23 protein-coding genes are annotated in these 21,782 nt (G+C 45.3%); 9 read left to right on the top strand and 14 right to left on the bottom strand.

Translation table 11 applies throughout. The features are described from left to right. Nucleotides 1-33: 33 nt before the first annotated feature. Nucleotides 34-1,155 carry a response regulator aspartate phosphatase RapJ gene (gene rapJ / locus NX903_RS01080; RefSeq protein ID WP_015715201.1) on the bottom strand — a complete coding sequence of 374 codons (1,122 nt, stop codon included), beginning with the start codon at nucleotides 1,153-1,155 and terminating at the stop codon, nucleotides 34-36. A gap of 122 nt (nucleotides 1,156-1,277) precedes the next feature. Here rapJ and cwlK point away from each other — a divergent pair, with 122 nt between their 5' ends. Next, nucleotides 1,278-1,781, top strand: a complete 504-nt coding sequence (gene cwlK / locus NX903_RS01075) for a peptidoglycan L-alanyl-D-glutamate endopeptidase CwlK (RefSeq protein ID WP_042977282.1) — start codon at nucleotides 1,278-1,280, stop codon at nucleotides 1,779-1,781. 7 nt (nucleotides 1,782-1,788) lie between these two features. On the opposite strand, the gene NX903_RS01070 is transcribed toward cwlK, so the two are convergent. Together NX903_RS01070 and NX903_RS01065 are read right to left on the bottom strand one after the other, a co-directional pair. Next, nucleotides 1,789-3,150, bottom strand: coding sequence for a YcdB/YcdC domain-containing protein (locus NX903_RS01070; RefSeq protein ID WP_086344563.1), 1,362 nt, complete (start codon nucleotides 3,148-3,150; stop codon nucleotides 1,789-1,791). A gap of 186 nt (nucleotides 3,151-3,336) precedes the next feature. Beyond that, nucleotides 3,337-4,755 (bottom strand): YcdB/YcdC domain-containing protein, encoded by a 1,419-nt coding sequence (locus NX903_RS01065; protein WP_086343414.1) that lies wholly within the window; start codon nucleotides 4,753-4,755, stop codon nucleotides 3,337-3,339. A 173-nt stretch (nucleotides 4,756-4,928) separates the two neighbouring features. Between NX903_RS01065 and NX903_RS01060 the strand changes: the two genes are divergently transcribed. Both NX903_RS01060 and NX903_RS01055 read left to right on the top strand, forming a co-directional pair. Next, nucleotides 4,929-5,081, top strand: a complete 153-nt coding sequence (locus tag NX903_RS01060; RefSeq protein WP_021481864.1) for a hypothetical protein — start codon at nucleotides 4,929-4,931, stop codon at nucleotides 5,079-5,081. Beyond that, nucleotides 5,082-6,146 carry a DUF4352 domain-containing protein gene (locus tag NX903_RS01055; protein WP_003234750.1) on the top strand — a complete coding sequence of 355 codons (1,065 nt, stop codon included), beginning with the start codon at nucleotides 5,082-5,084 and terminating at the stop codon, nucleotides 6,144-6,146. A gap of 38 nt (nucleotides 6,147-6,184) precedes the next feature. Here the strand turns inward: NX903_RS01055 and NX903_RS01050 are convergent, their stop codons facing one another. The 3 genes from NX903_RS01050 to natA all read right to left on the bottom strand — a co-directional run bounded on the left by NX903_RS01050 (nucleotide 6,185) and on the right by natA (nucleotide 9,154). Beyond that, on the bottom strand, nucleotides 6,185-7,117 hold the full coding sequence (locus NX903_RS01050) for an aldo/keto reductase (RefSeq protein WP_086343413.1): 933 nt from the start codon (nucleotides 7,115-7,117) through the stop codon (nucleotides 6,185-6,187). A gap of 135 nt (nucleotides 7,118-7,252) precedes the next feature. Then, the gene (natB, locus tag NX903_RS01045; RefSeq protein WP_086343412.1) at nucleotides 7,253-8,413 is read right to left on the bottom strand and encodes a sodium ABC transporter permease NatB; all 1,161 of its coding nucleotides are present in this window, start codon (nucleotides 8,411-8,413) and stop codon (nucleotides 7,253-7,255) included. After that, the gene (gene natA, locus NX903_RS01040) at nucleotides 8,414-9,154 is read right to left on the bottom strand and encodes a sodium ABC transporter ATP-binding protein NatA (RefSeq protein ID WP_015252894.1); all 741 of its coding nucleotides are present in this window, start codon (nucleotides 9,152-9,154) and stop codon (nucleotides 8,414-8,416) included. A gap of 143 nt (nucleotides 9,155-9,297) precedes the next feature. Here natA and natR point away from each other — a divergent pair, with 143 nt between their 5' ends. Continuing rightward, the gene (gene natR, locus NX903_RS01035) at nucleotides 9,298-9,999 is read left to right on the top strand and encodes a two-component system response regulator NatR (RefSeq protein WP_086343411.1); all 702 of its coding nucleotides are present in this window, start codon (nucleotides 9,298-9,300) and stop codon (nucleotides 9,997-9,999) included. Nucleotides 10,000-10,011: 12 nt separating this feature from the next. Then, a complete protein-coding gene (gene natK / locus NX903_RS01030) occupies nucleotides 10,012-10,968 on the top strand; it encodes a two-component system sensor histidine kinase NatK (RefSeq protein WP_021481868.1) in 957 nt (318 codons plus the stop codon). Between the two features lie 39 nt (nucleotides 10,969-11,007). Here the strand turns inward: natK and NX903_RS01025 are convergent, their stop codons facing one another. Continuing rightward, complete coding sequence (locus NX903_RS01025; RefSeq protein WP_086343410.1) at nucleotides 11,008-12,084, bottom strand: helix-turn-helix domain-containing protein; 1,077 nt, start codon at nucleotides 12,082-12,084, stop codon at nucleotides 11,008-11,010. Between the two features lie 234 nt (nucleotides 12,085-12,318). Here NX903_RS01025 and NX903_RS01020 point away from each other — a divergent pair, with 234 nt between their 5' ends. Further along, nucleotides 12,319-12,702: an RDD family protein gene (locus tag NX903_RS01020; RefSeq protein WP_086343409.1), complete on the top strand. Its 384-nt coding sequence runs from the start codon at nucleotides 12,319-12,321 to the stop codon at nucleotides 12,700-12,702. A gap of 37 nt (nucleotides 12,703-12,739) precedes the next feature. Here NX903_RS01020 and lipA read toward each other — a convergent pair whose 3' ends face one another. Together lipA and ansZ are read right to left on the bottom strand one after the other, a co-directional pair. Next, complete coding sequence (lipA, locus tag NX903_RS01015) at nucleotides 12,740-13,378, bottom strand: lipase LipA (protein WP_086343408.1); 639 nt, start codon at nucleotides 13,376-13,378, stop codon at nucleotides 12,740-12,742. A 162-nt stretch (nucleotides 13,379-13,540) separates the two neighbouring features. Continuing rightward, nucleotides 13,541-14,668, bottom strand: a complete 1,128-nt coding sequence (gene ansZ, locus NX903_RS01010; RefSeq protein WP_086343407.1) for an asparaginase AnsZ — start codon at nucleotides 14,666-14,668, stop codon at nucleotides 13,541-13,543. Between the two features lie 216 nt (nucleotides 14,669-14,884). Here ansZ and lmrA point away from each other — a divergent pair, with 216 nt between their 5' ends. Both lmrA and lmr(B) read left to right on the top strand, forming a co-directional pair. Next, entirely contained in the window at nucleotides 14,885-15,451 is a 567-nt protein-coding gene (gene lmrA / locus NX903_RS01005) for a transcriptional regulator LmrA (RefSeq protein ID WP_003234771.1), read from the top strand. 38 nt (nucleotides 15,452-15,489) lie between these two features. Then, nucleotides 15,490-16,929, top strand: a complete 1,440-nt coding sequence (gene lmr(B), locus NX903_RS01000) for a lincomycin efflux MFS transporter Lmr(B) (RefSeq protein WP_010886396.1) — start codon at nucleotides 15,490-15,492, stop codon at nucleotides 16,927-16,929. A 42-nt stretch (nucleotides 16,930-16,971) separates the two neighbouring features. Here the strand turns inward: lmr(B) and NX903_RS00995 are convergent, their stop codons facing one another. Beyond that, the gene (locus NX903_RS00995) at nucleotides 16,972-18,084 is read right to left on the bottom strand and encodes an aminotransferase class V-fold PLP-dependent enzyme (protein ID WP_086343406.1); all 1,113 of its coding nucleotides are present in this window, start codon (nucleotides 18,082-18,084) and stop codon (nucleotides 16,972-16,974) included. Between the two features lie 78 nt (nucleotides 18,085-18,162). Here NX903_RS00995 and pcp point away from each other — a divergent pair, with 78 nt between their 5' ends. Beyond that, nucleotides 18,163-18,810 (top strand): pyroglutamyl-peptidase I, encoded by a 648-nt coding sequence (gene pcp, locus NX903_RS00990; RefSeq protein WP_086343405.1) that lies wholly within the window; start codon nucleotides 18,163-18,165, stop codon nucleotides 18,808-18,810. On the opposite strand, the gene tatC is transcribed toward pcp, so the two are convergent. The 4 genes from tatC to NX903_RS00970 are packed head-to-tail and all read right to left on the bottom strand — an operon-like array spanning nucleotide 18,807 to nucleotide 21,767. Beyond that, nucleotides 18,807-19,535 (bottom strand): twin-arginine translocase subunit TatC, encoded by a 729-nt coding sequence (tatC, locus tag NX903_RS00985; protein WP_014475692.1) that lies wholly within the window; start codon nucleotides 19,533-19,535, stop codon nucleotides 18,807-18,809. The genes pcp and tatC overlap by 4 nt on opposite strands. Nucleotides 19,536-19,595: 60 nt before the next feature. After that, complete coding sequence (gene tatAD / locus NX903_RS00980) at nucleotides 19,596-19,808, bottom strand: sec-independent protein translocase protein TatAD (protein ID WP_003223835.1); 213 nt, start codon at nucleotides 19,806-19,808, stop codon at nucleotides 19,596-19,598. Nucleotides 19,809-19,820: 12 nt separating this feature from the next. Further along, nucleotides 19,821-21,572, bottom strand: coding sequence for an alkaline phosphatase PhoD (gene phoD, locus NX903_RS00975; RefSeq protein ID WP_014475691.1), 1,752 nt, complete (start codon nucleotides 21,570-21,572; stop codon nucleotides 19,821-19,823). An 18-nt stretch (nucleotides 21,573-21,590) separates the two neighbouring features. Further along, the gene (locus tag NX903_RS00970) at nucleotides 21,591-21,767 is read right to left on the bottom strand and encodes a hypothetical protein (RefSeq protein WP_003234785.1); all 177 of its coding nucleotides are present in this window, start codon (nucleotides 21,765-21,767) and stop codon (nucleotides 21,591-21,593) included. Nucleotides 21,768-21,782: the final 15 nt, after the last annotated feature.

Genomic DNA, 21,782 nt, shown 5'->3' with positions numbered 1-21,782 from the left:
AAAAGCAGAGAACCTGTAGTTCTCTGCCATTTCCTATTGAAAACGCTGCTCAGCAAGCTTCTTTTTAATATTCATCAGCCTGCGGTAAAAGAAAGCGGCGGACTCGTAATGTTCCAGCTGATTGAAACGTTCCGCTGTATCATGCAGCAGATCTTCGGCGTCGGCAAGAAGCTGCCTGGATTCCAGCAGGTCAAAGCATTCTGTAAGCACGTTCAGGTCGCCGCTTCCAAGATACAGCTCATGAATGAGGCGGAATTTCGTCAAGTACATGTCATCCTCCCATTCAGCCGCGCTCTTTATCCCGCGGTCATACGCCTCTACTGCCTTGTCGTATTTTCCCTCTTTACAGTAGATATGGGTCAGTGAAAATACAGCTTGAACAGCTTGCTGAAAGTTGTGCTCCTCAAAAATGGCGGCGGCTGTTTTGAAATAGCCCTCCGCTTCTTTGTAATCACCCAGACTGTACTTACAGTGTCCGACATTATAATAGGCAGCGGCGATCATGTATGCTTCTTCAAGCTGCCTGGCATGATCTAAAGCGCTGCACAAGTGGGTCAGTGCTTTTTCATGATGATACACATCGGTCAAATTTCCGGCGATGATAAATTCACACTGAACCCGGCGGCGACCGTACAGTTCATATTTCGTATAGATATCAAGCGCCTGGCTCGCATAATTCATGGAAAAATACGTTTGTTTGATGTGATAATACACTTCTGCGACTTTAAAAAGAAACTCAGCTTTTTCGATCTCATCCTCGACATACTCGAGCTTCTCCTCGGCATGTTTATAATGGTCGATCGCTAATATGAAATTTTTCTGCTTGAATTCGTACATTCCTCTGAAATAATAAAAGTAGTATTCCAATAAGCCCGTGAGTTTTTGCTGATTGCTTTCAATTTCGTTCAGCATATCAGAGAACGGAGGCTTGGTGTCGCTGTCTTTCACCGGCATCAGCTTATCAAGCATGATTCGATGCCGGAATTCCATCAAAGAAAAATATAAAAGCAAGTCCTGGTTCTCTTCCATATCTTCTAAATCGTATTCAATCTCCTGCTTTAACGCTTCTGCTTGATCTGCTTCAAATGCGCGAATGAGCTTGTACCATTCATTCAGCTTTACTGCTACTTCTTCTGATGGAATCTTTGCTCTCATCGGTCTGCCTCCTTCCTCCTGCTACTATTTATGTTATATTTTATCATAGCTGTTCGCTTTTAGAGAGAGTCAATCACTTAAAAGCGCTAACATTCAGCACATCTTGAGAAAGTGAGACCGATATGAAGTTACCCGCAAAAACATTTGTCATCTTATGTATTCTATTTCTTCTAGATCTTTGTTTTAGTTATATTCGGCATGAATGGCATTCTCAAAACGCCCTGCAGGACATGCCTGTCCCCTCGGATCTTCATCCGATTGTGAAGCAGAATGCCGATGCACTCAAAGGCGCTGCAGCGAATAAAGGCATTACCGTCGTCATTACTGAAGGATTCAGGTCCTTTAAGGAACAAGATGAATTATATAAACAGGGTCGTACAAAAAAAGGGAATATTGTCACCTATGCAAGAGGAGGGGAATCGTATCATAACTATGGTTTAGCGATTGATTTCGCCCTTCAAAAAAAGGATGGAAGCATCATATGGGATATGGAATATGACGGCAATCAAAACGGAAAATCAGATTGGCTGGAGGTTGTCGAGATCGCTAAGACACTCGGTTTTGAATGGGGCGGGGATTGGAAACGATTCAAGGACTACCCCCACTTGGAGATGATTCCTAACTAGACACCCCTCACAGCCTTTTCTTTTTCCTTATGTGCGCATCAATATAGGAAGGGTAAACCGGCTTATAGACAAGTTTGTAGTGCTGGTCTCTGCCTGCAGTAAAGTCAGGCTGCCATTCCAGCTTCACATCAAAAGCGGCTAAAAACGCTTCTCTCGCTTCTTCAGCGGAAACATCCGGCCTGTGATTTATCGCTTCCAATTGTTCAGGTTCAATATCAGGCGCCATAAAAGCGTCAATCAACCCAGTTTCCGGATTGACAATGATGCGGGCAGCGCCGAACCGCAGCGGCACTCCTTTATACCAGACAGAAAAATGGTTGCGGACTCTCCCTCTTTCATCAATTCGGACGGGATTCACCCTGAAAAACTCAGCCGCTCTCGGATAGAGGGCATACAAAAATTGAAGCGCTATCTCTTGGCATTCTTCCGTGGAGCGTTGGCGGTTGTTCAGCCGCTCCATAAAAGAAAGCGCTGCTTTTAATTTTCCTGTTCTTTTATCCGTCTTCATTTTGATTGTGTTTTTATTTCTCGTTTCAAAATAGCTTCCTATGCTTAAATCCTTACGCTCCGGCGCAGCGCCTCTGCGCCACGTGCTTCCAATTTGTTCCCCAAAGTCTCTTTCACTGACTTTCTGCATATCAGAGGTAAAACCCAGCAAGGCAAATATATCAACTTCTTCCTTGTTCTGAAGCGGCGGCAGTGGCGCCGTGTTTTCTATTCTTTCATCTGTGATATGCTGGTCGGGCACAATTTCGTCTACATCTGCGGGATAGCTGTATCCCGGGAGAATCGGTTCATAAACAAGCCTTGGTTCCTGCTCGCCATCAATGACATCGTACATCAGCTCAAAAGACATTGTGTTTAAGTAATGGGACACAACCTTCTCTTTTGCTACAAATTCCGTCGGAACTTCGGCTTTATACCCTTCCCCGTAATATAGAAAGTGGACAATCTGACCGCTTCGTGTCATATCAATTAAAAAGCCTGAATTGGGAATCGGAAGCCCCAGCTCCATTTTGGTATAGACAAACCGGATGTGCTGCCCCCGTTCTTCCTTGCCTTGAAAATGAAAATTCATAAATGTGCCGGGATGATTGGCAGCGGCAAACTGAAGAGCCGTCAGCTTCAGCTCGGCATCTGGAAGTTGTTTGTCTGTCTCGGAGCGGACAGTTGTTGAAAAGGTGAGCAAAGCGCCGTCATTTCTAAGTTCAACTGTAATGTGCTTTTCCGGATCTTTAGGGTCCTTCCAGATAAAATATGCCTGCCCGTTCTTCTTTTGCTTTTGGTCGTAATCTTCTATCTCAAGCTCATAATGTGTCGGTACATTTCCGATCTCCTGCGCCTTCTTTTTCAGCTGTTTATTAACCAATGAAGTCATCCCTTTCAAAGAGTCTACGACAAAGAGAATCCTGTTTATTATATAAAAAGACCTTTCTTCTTTTAAAGTGAAGAAAGGTCCTTTTCTATTATTGTCATTGTTTTTCGAGATTCTTTCTGTTACTTTCATCACGTACTCTCTTCTATACCTGAGGTAATTGCGTGACTTTTGGCTGTTTTACCATGAGCTGAAGACAGGCTCTCCTGTATGTGCATCGATAAAACGCGGATACACCGGCTTATAGACGAGCCGGTAGCTGTGTTCTTCATCATCTCCGTACTCTCTTTCCCAGCCAAGCTCAACTTTAAAATGCTGCCAAAAGATAGACTTGGCTTGTTCAACTGAAATGGCCGGAATGGGATCAATGGCTGCCAGCTTATTTGGGTCAATATCCGGTCCCATATAAACGGTGATATCCCCTGTCTGGCGGCTGACACAAATTCTGATCTGCCCAAATCGGATCGGAACTCCGTGACAATGCGCTTCAAACGTAAAACCAGCGACTGCGTTTTCTTCTTCATCCTTTTCATCGTATCTGATCCTAAAATATTGATCGGCATTCGGAAATAAAGCAAACAGAAAGCGAAGCGCTATTTTTTCGCACTCTGCCTCAGTTACTGTCAGCGGCCCTTTTTTCTCCATAAATGACATGACGCCTTCGAGTTTTCCGGTTTCTTTGTGATAGATGGTTTTCAGCACTTGATGAGTCCGTCCCTTAAACCAGCTGTCCATGCTTTTATCCGCCGGCTGATAAACAGGGTCATCCGGATTCCGCCAAACGATTCCGATTCTCCCATTTCCCAAATCCGCTTCCCGCTCTTTGACAAACCCTTTTTCAATACCAATCATGCTGTCAGGATCGGCCTTTTCGCGGATGCCCTCGAATAAAGGGAGAGGAAAGCTCTCCGGCTCCCTGTAATCATCGTCATCATCAACTGCTTGTTCTTCTTGAACCAAATCCGCAGGTACGGTAATCGCCCTACATTCAGGCTCGTACACCAAATGCGGCTGATCATCTCCGTTTTTGTAAACAGAACGATGGAGAACCTGAAACAAAAGGTCGAACTCCACGTCCTTCTTGATAAAGGCAAGTGCCTCTTCAACATCCGCGACCCGCTTTGGCTTGATGATGCTGCCCGCTTCGCCGTAATAACGGAAGTAAACAATCTCACCTGATAAGGAAACATCAGCCATAAATCCGCTCATGGGGAGAGGAAGCCCAGCCTCCATTTGAACATATGAAAATCTCACTTTATCGCCGTATGCACGGTCATTTTCTTCACGAACAAAGGCAGAGAGTGCCCCCGGATGATGAGTCTCGACAAATTGGCGCATGATATCCTCTAGTTTCTCCTCAGACAGCCTTTCTCCGCTTTCAGGCTCAATATCACGGGAAAGGGATTCCAGCTCCCCGTCCGGTCCAAGTTCCACGATAATGCCGATATTCTCATCCTGAGGATCTGCCCAACAAAAATGAGCTCTTTTATCATCACCGCCATAATCTTCAATTTCCAGTTTTAAGTGTGTCGGCACCCGGCCGATTTCCAATGCTTTTTGTTTCAGTTCCTTTTTCTTCACAAAGGCAGCCCCTTTCATCCTTCTTATGTTCCCTTCAACTAATCAAAAAGTAATAGTCTAAAATACACAGTTTTCTGAGTTTACCAGTTTTACCAGAACATTTTTCACCAAAAATAGGATGATGAACCTATTCAATATAAAAGCTAATAATCTTAAAATTAATTCCGTTGTAACTTTTTATAGGTCCATTCATGACAAAGGAGGGCGGAGTTTCCAGAAAATCCGGTGAAAACCGTGAGAAAAGAACTGATTTTTTTGGTTATATGATGCTAATCCATTCAAAAAGATCCATTTCTCAAAGACAAAAGACTCCCTTTCCTAAACCATTTGAGGAGGAAAAATGAATGTTTCAGAAAAAAACGTACGCTGTTTTCCTAATTCTTCTGCTGATGATGTTTACAGCTGCTTGTTCCGGCAGCAAAACAAGCGCGGAGAAGAAAGAATCAGAAACAGAAAAAAGCTCAGATATAGCTCAAGTCAAAATCAAGGATGTCTCTTACACACTTCCGTCTAAATATGATAAGTCCACTTCAGATGACCAGCTTGTGTTAAAAGTCAATGTCGCGGTGAAAAACACAGGAAAAGACCCGCTGAATGTAGACAGTATGGATTTCACATTGTATCAAGGTGATACCAAAATGTCTGACACAGACCCTGAAGACTATAGCGAAAAGCTTCAAGGCAGCACGATTAACGCTGACAAATCCGTTGAAGGAAATCTTTTCTTCGTTGTAGATAAAGGCAAGCAATACGAGCTCAACTATACGCCGGAATCTTACGGTGATAAAAAGCCAAAATCAGTTACTTTTAAAATTGACGGAAAAGACAAAAAAATCCTGGCGACGGCAGATAAGCTCCAAGATTCTGCAAAAGCGTTATCAGCTTATGTTGATGTCCTTCTTTTCGGCAAAGATAACGCCGATTTCGAAAAAATCACCGGCGCTAACAAAAATGAAATTGTAAATGATTTCAATGAATCAGCCAAAGACGGTTATCTCTCAGCTTCCGGCCTTTCCAGCACATATGCGGACAGCAAAGCGCTTGATAATATCGTGAACGGCATTAAAGAGGGATTAAGCAAAAACTCTTCCATTCAAGCAAAAACGACTTCAATCTCTAAAGACGAAGCAATTGTTGAAGCCACAGTTAAACCTGTAGATGCATCTTCTCTTTCAGACCGTATCGAAGACAAAGTGAAAGACTACTACAGTAAAAACTCTAGTGCCAGCTATGAAGAGGCAGTGAAATACGCGCTTCAAGTCTACCCTGAGGAATTTAAAAAGCTTGGACCTGCTTCATCTGAAAAAACAGTTGAAGTAAAAATGAAGAAAAATGACATCGACCAATGGCAGCTTGATATGGATGATTACAGAGCAGCAGAATTAGTCGAAGCATTCATCAAAGAATAAAACACCAAAAGGAAATAGCCTTGACGGCTATTTCCTTTTTATTTGAAAATGTCGCTGATGAAATTCACTTCATCTTCGGTCAGTTCAATGTTCAAGGTTTTCAGGTTATCCTGTAATTGCTCAGGTCGTTTAGCTCCTGGAATAATGGCATCAATCGCCGGTCTCGTTAACAGCCACGCCAAGGCGACATGTGCCGTATCCGCTTGTTTTTCCTCTGCTACTGCTTTCAGCTTATCTACTTTTTTGAGATTGTGGATAAACGTTTCACCCTGAAATTGAGGTTTATCCTTTCTGAAATCATCAAAGACTGTGTCTTGCGTGAATTTTCCTGTCAGCAGTCCGGACGCAAGCGGAAAGTAAGGAATAAAGGAGATACCTTGTTTTTCACAGTATGGAAGAAGCTCTTTCTCGGCATCACGCTGTATGAGAGAATATTCGGCCTGGAAGACCTCCAAATAGCCATCAGCATTAAAATCCTGCAATTGCTGATAATCGAGGTTCGAAGCGCCGATCGCTTTGATTTTCCCCTCATCCTTCAGCTCTTTCAAAGTGCCCGCCACTTCAGCGAGAGGTGTTTTTCCATCCGGAAAGTGAACATAATACAAATCAATGTAATCTGTTTTCAGCCGCTTCAGGCTCTTCTCCACCTCGCTGCGAAGAAACTCCCGGCTATTGTCTAATTCAATGCTGCCGTTCACTTCTTTATGAGCTCCTTTGGTGGCGATGATGAGCTCATTCCGCACGCCGCGTTCCTGTACGACTTCGCCGATTAATTCTTCAGATCGCCCCAATCCATATATAAAGGCGGTATCGATAAAGTTGACGCCGCCATCCAATGCCGTGCGCACTAAATCCTTCCCTGTTTCATCATTTAGATTTGGAAATAGATTATGCCCGCCGACCGCATTCGCGCCGAATCCGATCCGCTTCACCTCCAGCTTCGTTTTGCCGAGTGTACGTGTTTGATCCATTGTTCCTTCTCCTTTGAAACCAATTTTGATGAAAAATAGTGCAGGGTCACTTTTTGTATTAGATATCCTTTTTCTATTTTCCTTCTTTTTTCAGGATATACAAAAAGGAGAAAGTGTATTTCTCCTTTCGCAAGTTTATTTTGGAAGAACCCATTTGTCTTTCAGGAAGCAGGCTCTGGCTAGTAAAAAGAAGATGGCGATCAGCACGGCGATGGTTCCCGCCGTAGACATAATGGCAGCCGGGTCAATCATCCCGAATAAAAGCTGTTTAAATAACGCATGCAGGTTCAGAAACGGGATGAGAAAGTATGATAAGTCAAATTGGTTCGGTGCCTTGCTGAAGATGAAAAACATCGGGAACACAGGCAGAAAGACGACGAGAGACATATAACTTTGCGCTTCTTTTACCGAGCTGGACATGATGCTGATGAAAAGCTCCATCGCAGAGATCAGCAATGCAGAGAGCACAATGATTAAGGCTGAAGCGCCGATTACACTCCACATATGATCTCCCAGCTGGAAGGCCGTTTTTAAATTTTCGGTAAATAACACGGTGGACAAAATCAAAAACACCAAAGCCAATACACCTGAAGCCACGGCAAAAGTGGAAACCGCAAGCCACTTGCCGACCAGCACTTTGTTTCTGCTGACTGGCGTTAATAGCAGCGCCTCGATTGACTTCCGGTCCTTTTCACCGGCCATGATATCAAGAGCGATCGGCATTGCGCCGGAAACAATGGAAGTCAGAATCAGCATGGGCAGAATGGCGGAAAGCATAATAGCGGAAGTCCCTTTCTCCTCATCCGCTTCCTTTTGCTGAATCGTAAACGGCTGGATCACCGATTGATCAATATGCTTATTTGTTAAACGTTGCTGCACAATTTCATTTTTGTACTGATCTAAGGCAGACTGCACAAGCTGCATGGCATTTGACGACCCTTGATCGATTGAATTACCGTAAACATCAATCTTAAAAGGTGTCATGCTGTTGACATATGAGTCGAACTCTTTCGGGACGTTCAGATAGGCATCTGCTTTTCCTTCATCAACTGCCTCTTCAGGCTTTGCAAATGTTTTTACGCTGATTTCGTCAATCTCATTAAGCTTGCTTTCCAGTGCGGGCGGAAGCGAATGGCCGACAGCCAGCGTGTACTGCTCCCCTTTGTCGGACAGCATGCTTTCATAAAAGAAGACAAGTCCAAGCATCATAATCATCGGCACTAAAATTGTGAGTAAAATCGTTTTTCTGTCGCGCAAAGCGTCGATCATTTCTTTTTTATAAATATGGCTCAGCATTTAAGAAATCCCCCTGACAAGCTTAGACATAAAGATGTAATTCAAATCCTCACTGCGCTCGCTCTCGTATAGTGATTCAAGCGCCCCTCGGTAAATCACCTCTCCGCTGTGAATCATGATGACACTGTCACAGAGCGCCTGCACTTCCTCCATAATGTGGCTGGAGAAAAGAATCGTTTTTTGTTCTCTTTTCAGCTGCTGTATAAATTCGCGGAAGATGTTGCTTGACGTAATATCAAGCCCAGTTGTCGGCTCATCAAATAAAATGATGTCCGGATCGTGAATCAGCGCTCTGGCAATGGCGACTTTCTGCCTCATGCCTTTCGAAAACCCGCCCACTCTCCGGTTCATATAATCGCGCATGCCGAACCGTTTCGATAAATCTTCTATTCTTGCTTTGATCTCGTGGCGGTTCAGCCCATACAGCCTGCCGAAGTATTGGAGATTTTCTTTAGCGGTCATCCTGTCGTAAAGCCCGGTTTCTCCTCCGAATAAGACACCGATTCTTTTTTTGACCTCAGCCGGCTGCTTGACCGTGTCAAAGCCGTCTACTGTGATTACACCCTGTGATGGTTCAAGCAAGGAAGCAATCATTCTCAGCATCGTGGTTTTGCCGGCACCGTTTTCTCCGAGAATGCCGACGACTTCTCCTTTTTCAATTGTTAAGCTTACATCTCGCACCGCTTTGACTACTTTTTTCTTATCCTGAAACCTGCGGCTGCAATCGGTCAGTGTAATCATGTCACAATCTCCCTTATCTTTATTTCTAGTAATGACTATATACGAAAAGCTGGATTAGTTGGATAAAGTTGTCGCGAAGAGTTCTTTTTATGTCGCGAAATGGGATAGAATAAAGATGATTCTATGTAACTAGGGGAATGATAATGGTAAAAGTCGGACTTGTAGATGATTATCGAGTAGATTTAGAGAAGCTGGAAGCGATCGTGACCAGAATGCAGGACGTCGAAATTGTCTTTTCCACCGATTCAGCGGAGGAAGCCTACAGGCGGGTAAAGAATGGAGACATTGATCTGCTGCTTGCCGATATCGAGATGCCCCATATATCTGGCTACGAGCTTGCTGATTTGATCAAATCCCATTCACTTGATGTGGATGTGATTTTTGTTACCGGCCACGGCGGTTATGCGGTTCACGCCTTTGACCTGAACGTCCATGATTATATTATGAAGCCGTACTATGCCGAGCGTCTGGCCGCTTCCTTCGACCGCTACTTGAAAAAGAAAACGGAAACGAGTTTGAATGGGCGTATATTGATAAAGCAAAAGTCTGAAATGCACGTCCTGCAAAAGAAGGATATTATTTTCGCAGAACGGACGGGACGTTCGACGACGATTGTGACAACCGCCGAAGAGGTGCAAACGTATCAAACATTAAATGATATTAAAGGCGACCTGCCCGAAAAAGATTTTCTTCGTTCGCATCGTTCCTTTATTATCAACATTCATTACATAAAGCATTTTTCCGCTTATACCAAGCATTCATTCACAGTTTCCTTTGAGGGAACGTCTAAAAAAGCGATGATCACCAAGCAGCAGCTTGATTATTTTCAAAACTACTACTTTTGAGGAGTTCAGAACGTGATTACCCTTTTTCAATGTCTTTATCTGGTTTTATTTAGTTTCATATGTTATCAGGGAGCTGCTGCTTTTTCACATAGCACAGCCGCCTCTTGGCTCACCGCTGTTTTAGGCGCAGCTGCTGCAGGATTGTACATTTGGAATACAAAGCGGGTGTGGAATCACTGTTCCTCAGGGCTTTGTGCATGGATTGCCGTGATTCAAGTGATGTCGGCGGGAGTGGTGCTGATCGGCACAGACATCATGCAGGCATTATGTGTAATCGTAATATTTGCAGGGTGTGAAGGGCTCCGTATCGGACAGTCTGCTTTGCAGGCAAGGCTTTCTGATCAAATTGATAAGCTGACTCAAGCTGAACAGCACGCCAATCAAATGCTGATTGATGTGAGAAGCCGGAATCATGACACAATGAAACATATCACTGCAATCAAATCAGCTCAGCCCAAGGCAGATACACAAGCATATATTCAAAACTGGGCGGATCAATACAGTCAATATGACCGTTTTTTGAAAGGAGAGAACGCGTACGTTGCAGGGGTGCTTTATGATTTTTTAGAAAAAGCCCGCGCCTCGAATGTGAGTGTTTCGCTGCATATGCATACACCGCTTTCTTCCCTTCCATTTTCGCCTGCTGATCAGGTCAGCTTGGTCGGCAACATATTAGAAAATGCGCTCGACAGCGCGGCGGAGGCCCGAGAAAAAGCAGAGATTAAACTCGAGACTTCACTGCGCAGCGGACTTTATGTACTGACTTGTGAAAACAGCACTCCCGGGATGGACCCAAAAGTGCTCGATACAATCTATCAATCGTTTGGCTGCTCAACGAAAAACGGCGCTCATGAAGGCATGGGCACATATATCATTCAAAAACTGGTGAAGGGCGCTTTTGGCAGGCTGGATTTTACCTACCGCCACCCCGTCTTCCGGTTAGAAATCAAAATTCCGTTTCAGAAATAAAAAAACCTTGAAAAGCCTGGCTTTTCAAGGTTTTTTTCATTATGAGGATAACGCTTGTGCAAAACGATCTGCTTCATCTTGCAGCGTGCTTTCAATTTCTTTGTAACGGCTGGAAATCGTTGATGCGCTGACGCCGTATTTTTTCGCCAGTTTAGCTTGAGAAACGGACGCGCCGTTAAGAGAAATCGCGTTTACATAATATTCAACTGCCGCCGCAAAAGCTTCCGGCTTTCTGATGACAGGTGATTTTTTCTCGCAGAATGTTTTCCAGATGTCAATAACAGCTGGGATCAATTCAGTCGGATACTCTTCCCCGCTCATGCCTTCTTCAATAGCCGCAGCGGTTTCTTTCTCCAAGTCATTTGCCCACTCAACAGTGCTTACTTCCGCTTTCTCTGCTTGTGGCTCTTCATCTTTCTCAGCTAACAACGCGAACAGAACGTTGTTGAATTCCTGCTTCATGAAGTCCTCCGGCGTTTTGCCGTCCTTCACAGCGGCATCCGCATATTTCTTCACCTTGCTGATCAGCGCTTCTGTTCTCTTCACCGGGAAGATCGTGAACTGCATGAAGAATTCTGCTTTTTCCGCTTCGTGGATTGGGTATCCAAGAATCAGGCTTCCCACTGGAGGAAGGTCTTGATTGCTGGCGTCCATTTCCACTTCGAATTGTTTTGCCGTAATGACATCTTCAAAGTGAATGATGCCTTCCTTCAGGTCCTTCAGCAGCAATAAAGCAGGCGTCATGCTCTGCCATGATTCTACGATCTCACGCGTTTTCGGACGAGTGATCGAATCGCCTTTTTTCTGAAGGTACTCTTCGAAGATTGTCTTCTCACCAGCAAGCGGGTGGAAGAAGATTCCCCAGATTCCTAAGTTAAATACGCTGATGTCTTTCGTCTGTCTGTCCATAGCAGAAAGAAATTCATGCTGGTTGATAAAGCCTGAAATGCTTTCTCTATGTACTGTGAAGGCATACTCCACTAAGTCTTCCTGAATTTGTTTCGCTTCTTTTGCCGCTAGTTCCGCCGGGAAGTCGACAACTTTACTTCCGCAGCATTTTTTATATTTCTTGCCGCTGCCGCATGGGCAAGGGGCATTTCGTTTCACTTTTCCCACAATAAACCCTCCGAATTCTGTTGTAACTTTTCTATTTTAACAAAAATAACTTCTGAGGGCTTGGTTTCGGGCTAAAAAAGAATTTGGTAATGTGATAAGCTGGCTGATTATGCCAATTTACCTATGACATTTTCACCAACTTTTGTGATTTAAGGCTTATCACCTATTCCCACTTTAGGCCCTTCTTTTTTACAATCATTAGGTATTTATTTAACATTTTAAGGAGTGTTTCTATTGGAACTAGCTGGTTTCATGCTGCGCGCCTGCGCTCTTTTACTTGATGTAATCATTGCCGCAGCAGTGATTTTGGCAGCCGGATTTACGTTTGGTGATGGGTCCGCCGGTGTCATTATTGTCGCCATATCGATGCTGATTGTGTACCCTTTGCTGATGCCGCTGACAAATTGGAAGGGCACACTGGGCAAAAAAATCATCGGGCTGCAAATCGTGAGGGACGAAACATATAAAAAAATAACCTTCCCACAAGCCATTGTCCGTTACCTGATAGCGTGGGTGCATGTGTTCTCCCGCCTGATCTATTTGACTGCCGCATTTACGAAGAAAAAACAAACCGTTCATGATATGGCTGCGAAAACCATTGTGCTGAAAGCAGAATAACCTTGAAGAATAGAATTCTTCAAGGTTTTGTTTTTCATTAATTCGTATTCTGGCCCCCGCCGTTCAGCCCTTCTTTGATCAGGCTGTTGACTTGGCTGCTCATCAATAAACCGATGTGTCCAACGCCATGGATTTGAACGTTTCTAGCACCATCTAATCTTGATAAGTAATTCATGACAATCATATCGGCACTGCTGTAAATGGATGTGTATAAAATCTTTTGATTTGGATCTGTTCCCGGAAGCGCCTTGCCTGTCGTCAAACGGTTGGCGCCGCCAAGCGTTACGACGTTTGCAATTTTATTTCCGCCGTCCAGATTTTTTATGTAGTAAAGTGTGTTCGCGCCCCCCATGCTGTGAGCGACAATATCCACTTTTTTCGCACCCGTTTCATCTAAAACCTTTTGCACAAATCGTGATAATACCGGTCCATTGTTATAATTTGTGCCTGTCTTGTCCCAAAAATCAACCGCATACAGCTTGTCCCGCGACCAGCCCTGAGATACGAGATAGCTCTTAATTCCCGCAAAATTGAATGATGCCCCGCCAATACCGTGAACCATAACGACTGGATTGTGTTCAGCGGCTTTTGCTGACGGCTGCAACGCAAACAGCGATGTAACAGACAGCATCAAAATTGTTACAAGTGCAATGATCCTTCTTTTTACAAATTTCATAATATCCTCCTTTTTTTGTAACAAATTCTCCAAATATATTACGTTACCAAATTAATTAAGTAAAGGGTAATTTTGGCTTATTTTTAAAGAAATTTTAAGATTCATAGGTCATTATTGGTCCTAAAAAGCCAAAAAAAAGAAGGCTTATTCGCCTTCTTTTCTTCAATACTCATTGAAATAAGCTTGGATTTTTTGAGGATCATTTGTTTTGGTAAGCGCAAGCATCAGCAACATCCGTGCTTTTTGGGGGTTTAAAGAGTTCGATGCCAGCAGGTCCTTTTCCGCATAGTCTTGGTTTGGTGTGACGACACCATTTCCCGTGCGGGTAGAGCGCACCACTGTGACGCCTTTTTTGACTGCGCTGTCCGCCCCTTTTTCGGCTGCGTCAGATAAAGACCCGTTCCCAGAACCGGCAAATACAATCCCCTTTGCTCCGGCTTTTACAGCAGCGTCAAACAGGTAGCTTCCGTCATTTTGGTATCCATAGATAATGTCAACCTGCGGCAGCTCATCAAGATTAGAAACCGAGAAATCCGTGTCCTTCGTATGCTTACGGGTAATCTCATTATTAAAATAGATATCATCGGCAATTGTTCCGACAAAGCCCATTTCATCTGATTTAAATGTATCTGTTGTGGTTGTGTTTGTTTTGGTGACATATCGGGCTGAGGCAATCCGGTCGTTAAGAACAACAAGCGTCCCTTTCCCTTTTGCCTCAGGGGCACCTGCCACTTTCACTGCATTGTACAGGTTAGAAGGCCCATCAGCGCTGATGGCTGTGGAAGGTCTCATCGAACCGACAATAACAACCGGTTTATCACTTTTCACGGTGAGATTCAAAAAATAAGCGGTTTCCTCCAATGTATCTGTTCCATGAGTCACGACGATTCCGTCTACATCATCTGAAGCGAGCAAGTGGTTGATGCGTTTCGCCAGCTTCAGCAATATTTTATTATCAATATTTGTGCTGCCGACGTTAACAATCTGCTCGCCGCCGACGTTTGCAATGTCCTTCATTTCTGGAACTGCCTCGATCAGTGATTCAACGCCGACAACACCTGCTTTATATTCAGTTGTTGAGGTTTTCGATTGATCGGCACCAGCTATCGTGCCTCCTGTCGCTAAAATTCTAATGTTTGGCAGACCTTTTTTTTCAGAGGCAGAAGCCGAAGAGACTTTTTGTGTCTGCGTTTTTTCTTTCGGGGATTCTTTTGTTTCAGGAGAATGTGAACATCCGGTAAAAACAAACAATAGTGCGGTAAAAAGTACGAGCATTCGTTGTTTTTTCATCTATTTCTCTCCTTACATCCATATGATGATTAATCATTGAACATTTTATCTATTCAGTCAAAAGATCAGTCAGCTTTTCTCTCAGTATTTTTTGTTGTCATATCCTTCTTTTTTTGTCTTTTCATACAATGAATTTTTCTTGACAATTGATGATTGAATCAAGATAATAGACCAGTCACTATATTTTTGATTGCAATTCAGTAAGGTGGGAATGTTATGAGTTATGGAGATTCCCGTGAGAAAATCCTTTCGGCAGCTACCCGGCTTTTTCAGCTGCAAGGGTATTACGGCACGGGGCTGAACCAGATTATAAAGGAAAGCGGCGCGCCTAAAGGCTCTCTTTACTACCACTTTCCCGGGGGTAAAGAACAGCTTGCGATCGAAGCCGTGAATGAGATGAAGGAGTATATCCGTCAGAAAATCGCGGACTGCATGGAAGCCTATACCGATCCAGCGGAAGGCATTCAAGCCTTTTTGAAGGAGCTCTCCTGCCAGTTTTCATGTACGGAAGACATTGAAGGCTTGCCTGTGGGCTTGCTAGCGGCTGAGACGTCATTGAAAAGCGAACCGTTGCGCGAAGCCTGTCATGAAGCCTACAAAGAATGGGCCTCTGTGTATGAGGAAAAACTGCGGCAGACTGGCTGCAGCGAGAGCCGTGCAAAAGAAGCCAGCACTGTGGTTAACGCGATGATTGAAGGCGGCATCCTTTTATCTTTGACGGCAAAAAACAGTACGCCGCTCCTTCATATCTCCAGCTGCATTCCTGACCTGCTGAAGAGATAAAAAAACGACATACTACATGCAGTTGATAGAGAGGGGAAATGATTTTGGAAACAACAGCTAAAGCATCTCAGCAATACAAAGTGATGCCGATTATGATTTCCTTGCTGTTGGCCGGTTTTATCGGCATGTTCAGTGAAACAGCGCTGAATATTGCGTTAACCGACCTTATGAAGGAATTGAACATTACAGCGGCAACCGTCCAATGGTTAACGACGGGCTACCTGCTTGTACTCGGTATCCTTGTTCCTGTTTCAGGACTGCTGTTGCAGTGGTTCACAACAAGACAGCTTTTTACCGTGTCACTTATCTTTTCAATTTTAGGTACATTCATTGCGGCGCTTGCGCCGAGCTTCTCGTTTTTATTAGCGGCAAGGATCGTTCAGGCACTTGGAACCGGTCTTTTACTGCCCCTAATGTTTAACACAATCTTGGTGATTTTCCCGCCTCATAAACGGGGTGCCGCAATGGGAACAATCGGTCTTGTCATTATGTTCGCGCCCGCCATCGGCCCAACTTTCTCGGGATTGGTTCTGGAGCATCTCAACTGGCACTGGATTTTCTGGATCTCTCTTCCGTTCCTTGTACTGGCGCTTGTGTTCGGTATCGCATACATGCAGAATGTATCTGAAACGACAAAGCCGAAAATCGATGTATTGTCTATCATCCTGTCGACGATTGGCTTCGGCGGCATTGTGTTCGGATTCAGCAACGCGGGTGAAGGCTCCGGGGGATGGTCCAGCCCGACTGTTATCGTGTCGCTGATTGTCGGCGTTGTCGGCCTTATCCTATTTTCAATCCGCCAGCTGACAATGAAGCAGCCGATGATGAACCTCCGTGCGTTCAAATACCCGATGTTTATTTTGGGTGTGATCATGGTGTTCATTTGTATGATGGTCATTCTGTCATCTATGCTGCTTCTGCCGATGTATCTGCAAGGCGGCTTAGTCCTCACTGCATTTGCATCTGGTCTTGTTCTCTTGCCGGGCGGTATTTTAAATGGATTTATGTCCCCTGTTACAGGCCGCTTGTTCGATAAATACGGGCCGAAATGGCTTGTCATTCCGGGATTTGTGATTGTCACCGTTGTACTATGGTTCTTCTCAAATGTCACGACCACTTCAACAGCTGTGCTGATTATCATCCTGCACACCTGCTTGATGATCGGGATTTCTATGATCATGATGCCTGCACAGACAAACGGTTTAAACCAACTGCCGCGTGAATTTTATCCAGACGGCACCGCCATTATGAACACGCTGCAGCAAATGGCCGGCGCTATCGGAACAGCGGTTGCGGTCAGCATTATGGCTGCAGGCCAGCATGATTATATGAGTACAGTTAAAAACCCTGCCGATCCGGCAGTCATCCCGCAAGCTTTGACAGCGGGTGTACAGCACGCATTTGTGTTTGCAATGATTGTTGCCATTATCGGTTTAATTGGCGCTTTCTTTATGAAGCGCGTGAAGGTAGATCATTAATATGAAAAGCCCCTGACTAATGTTCAGGGGCTTTTTTTATGTTTACTTGTGGATCGTTTTCGCCGCGATTTCATCAATCGCGTGCCGCATTTCCTCCTTCGTATTATAAAAATGGGGAGCGAGACGGATAACATTTTCCCGCGGCGCGCAAATCACTTTTTTCTTCTTCAGCAACGCCGCCGTTTCCGATGCCCGCTCATCCCGGATCGCAACCATGCCCGGCTGAATCCCCTCTTGTCCCGCCGCCAGCTTCAGGCCTTTTTCAGCGGCATATTGAACTGCATCGACACAGATCGTTTTCACATGATCCCGGATATGAGAAACCCCAATATAATTCAGCAGCGATAAAGCCGCTACAGCTGCGGATACGCTGATAAAAGCTGGGGTGCCCGTTTGAAAACGACGCGCGCCTTTCGCATAAGCCCCATCAAATCCGTTCTCTCTGCCGAACCAAGCTGATGCTTTCGGTTTCAGTGCGTCAGCCAGCTCCTTTCTCACATAAAGAAACGCCACACCCGGTATGCCGAGCAAATACTTCCGGGTGCCTGCCGCCAGCATATCTACGCCCCATTCCTTCACATCAATGGGAATATGCCCGGCTGATTGATAAGCATCTACAAACAATAAAGAGCCCTTTCTCTGAGAAATCTCGGCAATCGCTTTTATATCCTGAACATAGCCGTCACGATAATGAACGTGAGGAACACACGTCAGTACTGTTTCATCCGAAATATGCGTTTCATATTGTTCGAGCGGCAGCACACCGTCTATTGATGGAATGACGGATACGGTATAATCGGAGTGTGCCTGCCAAACATGAGGCACCGCCGGAAAATCCATATCTGTATATACAACGTGCTTCTTTCCAAATGCAGTTAAGGACGATGCTACAGAAACCAGCGCATCAGAAACTGACGGCACAATCGCCACTTCATCCGGTTCAGCCCCGATCAGCTTTGCAAACTCGTTTCTCGCAAACTCTGTTTTTTCGATTGCTTCTTTCCAGTTCGTCCCCATATACAGCAGGCTGTCATGATAATCCTGGATCGCCCTTGATACAGGCTCTGCCAAAGCGCTCTGAGAACAGCTGGCAAGCATCGTATGCATCTGCAAGGTTGGGAATAAATGACGATACTGCTGCGGCAAATGCTCCATTATGATTCACTCCTTTACATTATTTTGATGAAAAACCCATAAATAAACAATAGAATAAAAGAAAAAGGAGATGAGAAGATGAGAAAAAAAGTGCTGATCACAGGCTTTGACCCTTTTGACAAAGAAACCGTCAATCCATCATGGGAAGCAGCGAAACGGCTTAATGGCTTCGAGACAGAAGAAGCCATTATTACAGCGGAACAAATTCCAACCGTCTTTAGATCCGCTCTGGACACTCTGCGCCAAGCCATTCAAACACATCAGCCGGATATCGTAATTTGTGTCGGCCAAGCAGGAGGACGGATGCAGGTTACACCGGAACGAGTGGCGATCAACCTTGCAGATGCGCGAATCCCCGATAACGAAGGGCATCAGCCGATTGATGAAGAGATTTCTCCAGATGGGCCCGCCGCTTACTGGACAGGGCTTCCCGTGAAACGAATGACTGCTAAGATGAAGGAACACGGCATTCCAGCTGCGGTTTCATACACAGCGGGGACCTTTGTATGCAACTATTTGTTCTACGGGTTAATGGATCACATTAGCCGGACATCCCCGCACATTCGCGGCGGTTTTATTCATATTCCTTACATTCCGCAGCAAACAATCGACAAAACAGCGCCGAGCCTCAGCCTGGACACGATTGTCCGGGCATTGAGAATCGCCGCTGTTACGGCCGCACAATATGATGAGGATGTGAAGTCACCGGGCGGTACGCTGCACTAAGCGGCCGCCGCTGTTTCTTCCCTCAGCCTCTTTTTGTAGACAAACGCCGATAGGGTGACACTCACTTCAAACAGGACAAGAAGCGGGATCATCACGAGAAAATCAGAAATAAAATCAGGCGGTGTAATCAATATGGACACGACAATCAGCAGAAAATAGGAAAGCTTTCTCGCTTTGGCCAGTCTGTAAGGATTTAAGATGCCCAGCCTTGTTAAAAACATCACCACCAAGGGCATCTCAAACAAGAAGCCGAACGGCAGGCTCAAATTCACCATAAACCTAAAGTAGCGGTCAGCCGTAAACATCGTTTCAAAGTGGCCGGAGGATAAATGAGTCAAAAAGCTGAGCACGATCGGAAACAAGACAAAGTATCCGAAGGAGATGCCCGCCAAAAACAACGCAAATAAACCTGGTATGTACATGAGCGTCACCTTGCGCTCCGTTTTCGTCAGCGCCGGTGCAACGAAACGCCACAGCTGGTACGCGGCAACAGGGATAGAAGCCGCAATGGCACAAATGCCGGAAAGCATCATATACACCCAGAGGATTTCACTCGGCCCAAGCACAGCCAGCTTTCCATCCAAATCCCTGATCAGCCAGTCATAAATGTCCTGTACGAACAAAAAAGCCGTGATGAGAAATAGAAAAAATGCCGCGAGGGTGACGATAATCCGGCGGCGAAGCTCTTCTAAATGCCCGATCAGATGGGTTTCTTTTTTATCCATTCAAAAAAGCCCTCCCTTTCATAAAAAAAGAGGCAGACCCGGTGTCTGCCTCATCAGCATTCAGCCCGCGTTTTTGTCCTGCTTTACCGCTGTCAGCTCAGCTGATTTCTCTTCTTTTTCATCACCAGACACAAGTGATTTTGTGGCGCTTTTAAATTCCAGCAGTGTCCGTCCGGCGGCACGCCCGATTTCCGGCAGCTTGGAAGGGCCAAAAATAATGAGGGCGATGACGAAGATCAGAATCAAACCCGGTATTCCAATGTTTGAAAACATAATTTCCACTCCTTAATTCGTGATTTTTGCCCGCTTCTTAATCATTTGTTTTTCGTGGGCTTTGTTGTGCGCAAAGAAACGATCCTCTTCGACCTCATCGGATTGCTTCACCCCGCCTTGGATTGTTGTGGATGATACCTTTCTCAACCCGGTTTGGTCTTTCTGGTAAACGAATGAAGCCCGCGTGGAAATGGCTGCGCCCGGCTCGGTCACAAATGGCATCACCCGATAATCGGCTTTCCACTGGTGAGGCGTCACTGTACAGCGGACATATCCGCGATAGTCGTTAAAGAACTTGATGTGCGGATTTTCTTTTAAAATTTGGTCCGTATCCGCCCGCTTATCCGCTCCGTTCCCTCCGGAAGTGATCGAGGTTCCAACAAATTCGGCTCCGAATATTTTTGAACTTGTCTTCTCGAAATCGACATGCAAATTCGATGCCCAGCTTGCGTGTACATCACCTGTCAGTACGACAACATTATTCAGATTTTTGCTTTTAATGAAATTGATAACCCGTTCGCGCTGAGCCGGGTAGCCGTCCCACGAATCCATGCTGTAGATCGGGCTTGCGCTTGTCCCGAAATTCCACTTGGCAAAGAAAATCTGCTGCGCCAGCACATTCCAGTGGGCTGTCGAGCTGCCCAAATTGTTGAAGAGCCACTGCTCCTGTTCTTTTCCAAGCAGAGTCCGATTCGGATTGCGCGATTCATCAGAAGGCGGCTTATTGCCGTCGTTATTGGCTTGGTCGTCCCTGTACTGGCGGGTATCAAGCACATTGAAGGACGCCAGGTTTCCGTACGTAAAGTGCCGGTACAGCTGCATATCTGGGCCATTCGGCAAAGAGGAAATGCGGAGCGGCATATGTTCATAGTATGCCTGGTATGCTGCCGCGCGGCGGAGCACGAATGCTTCAACCGACTGTCCTTTTTCAGGTATTTTATTGGCATAGTTGTTTTCAACTTCATGGTCATCCCAAGTTACAACCCAAGGGAATGCCGCATGTGCAGCTTTAAGATTGGCGTCAGAACGGTATTGAGCGTGACGGTTCCGATAGTCTTGCAGCGTAATGATTTCCGCGCTGTTGTGCGTGCGGACATTGCCTGTTTTTGATACATATTCATTTGGACCGTATTCATATATGTAATCACCGAGATGGAAGACTAGATCAAGCTTTTCCTTTGCCATATGCTTGTAGGCCGTATAATATCCGTGCTCATATTGCTGGCAGGAAGCAAATGCAAAGGTCATTTGCGGCACATTGGCGCCAGGGGCAGGCAGTGTTTTTGTTTTTCCGACAGGGCTTAGTTCATGGCCGGTTTTGAAACGGTAATAGTACACTTTGTTCGGCTCAAGCCCGTCCGCTTCCACATGAACGGAATGGGCAAGACTCGGTTTAGCCATTTCAGTGCCTTTTCTTACGATTTTACGGAAATGCTCATCCTTTGCGACCTCCCATTTGACAGGCACTGCTTGCTTCGGCATTCCCCCGCCATTCAGCGGATCTGGTGCCAGGCGTGTCCAAAGCACGACACTGTCGGAAAGCGGATCACCTGACGCTACCCCTAATGTAAACGGATAGCTTGAGAATTTAGGCGCGGCATTTACTTCAAAGGCCCCAACCGACTGGGCAATCGTTAATCCAAGAGAAAGTCCTGCAATCTTCCCCGCTCCTTGAATAAATTTACGGCGGTCAAACGTATTGTTTTGAAAGCTTTCCTCTTTCAGTTTCTGTACCCATTCATCAAAACGACTGTCGTATGCCATTCAAGATCCCCTCTCTCCTCATTGATCGTCTCCATTATAGGAAATCATTGTTAAACGACTGTGAAGAAGTGTGAACCGATTGTAAGCGCTGAACATCAAAAACAGGTCTTCCCTCACAAGCCTGCCGCTGAAACATGCCGAAAGCTGGCTGAATGACGCGTTTTCTGCATATCCTGTCGTTTGCAAGCCGCCCATTCGGACTATTTTTCT

It is taken from the genome of Bacillus sp. FSL R5-0576 (assembly GCF_038004765.1).
GTDB classification, from domain to species: Bacteria; Bacillota; Bacilli; order Bacillales; family Bacillaceae; genus Bacillus; species Bacillus subtilis.
The sequence above is the reverse complement of the archived record's forward strand: the minus strand, read 5'-3'. Positions and strand labels throughout refer to the sequence as shown.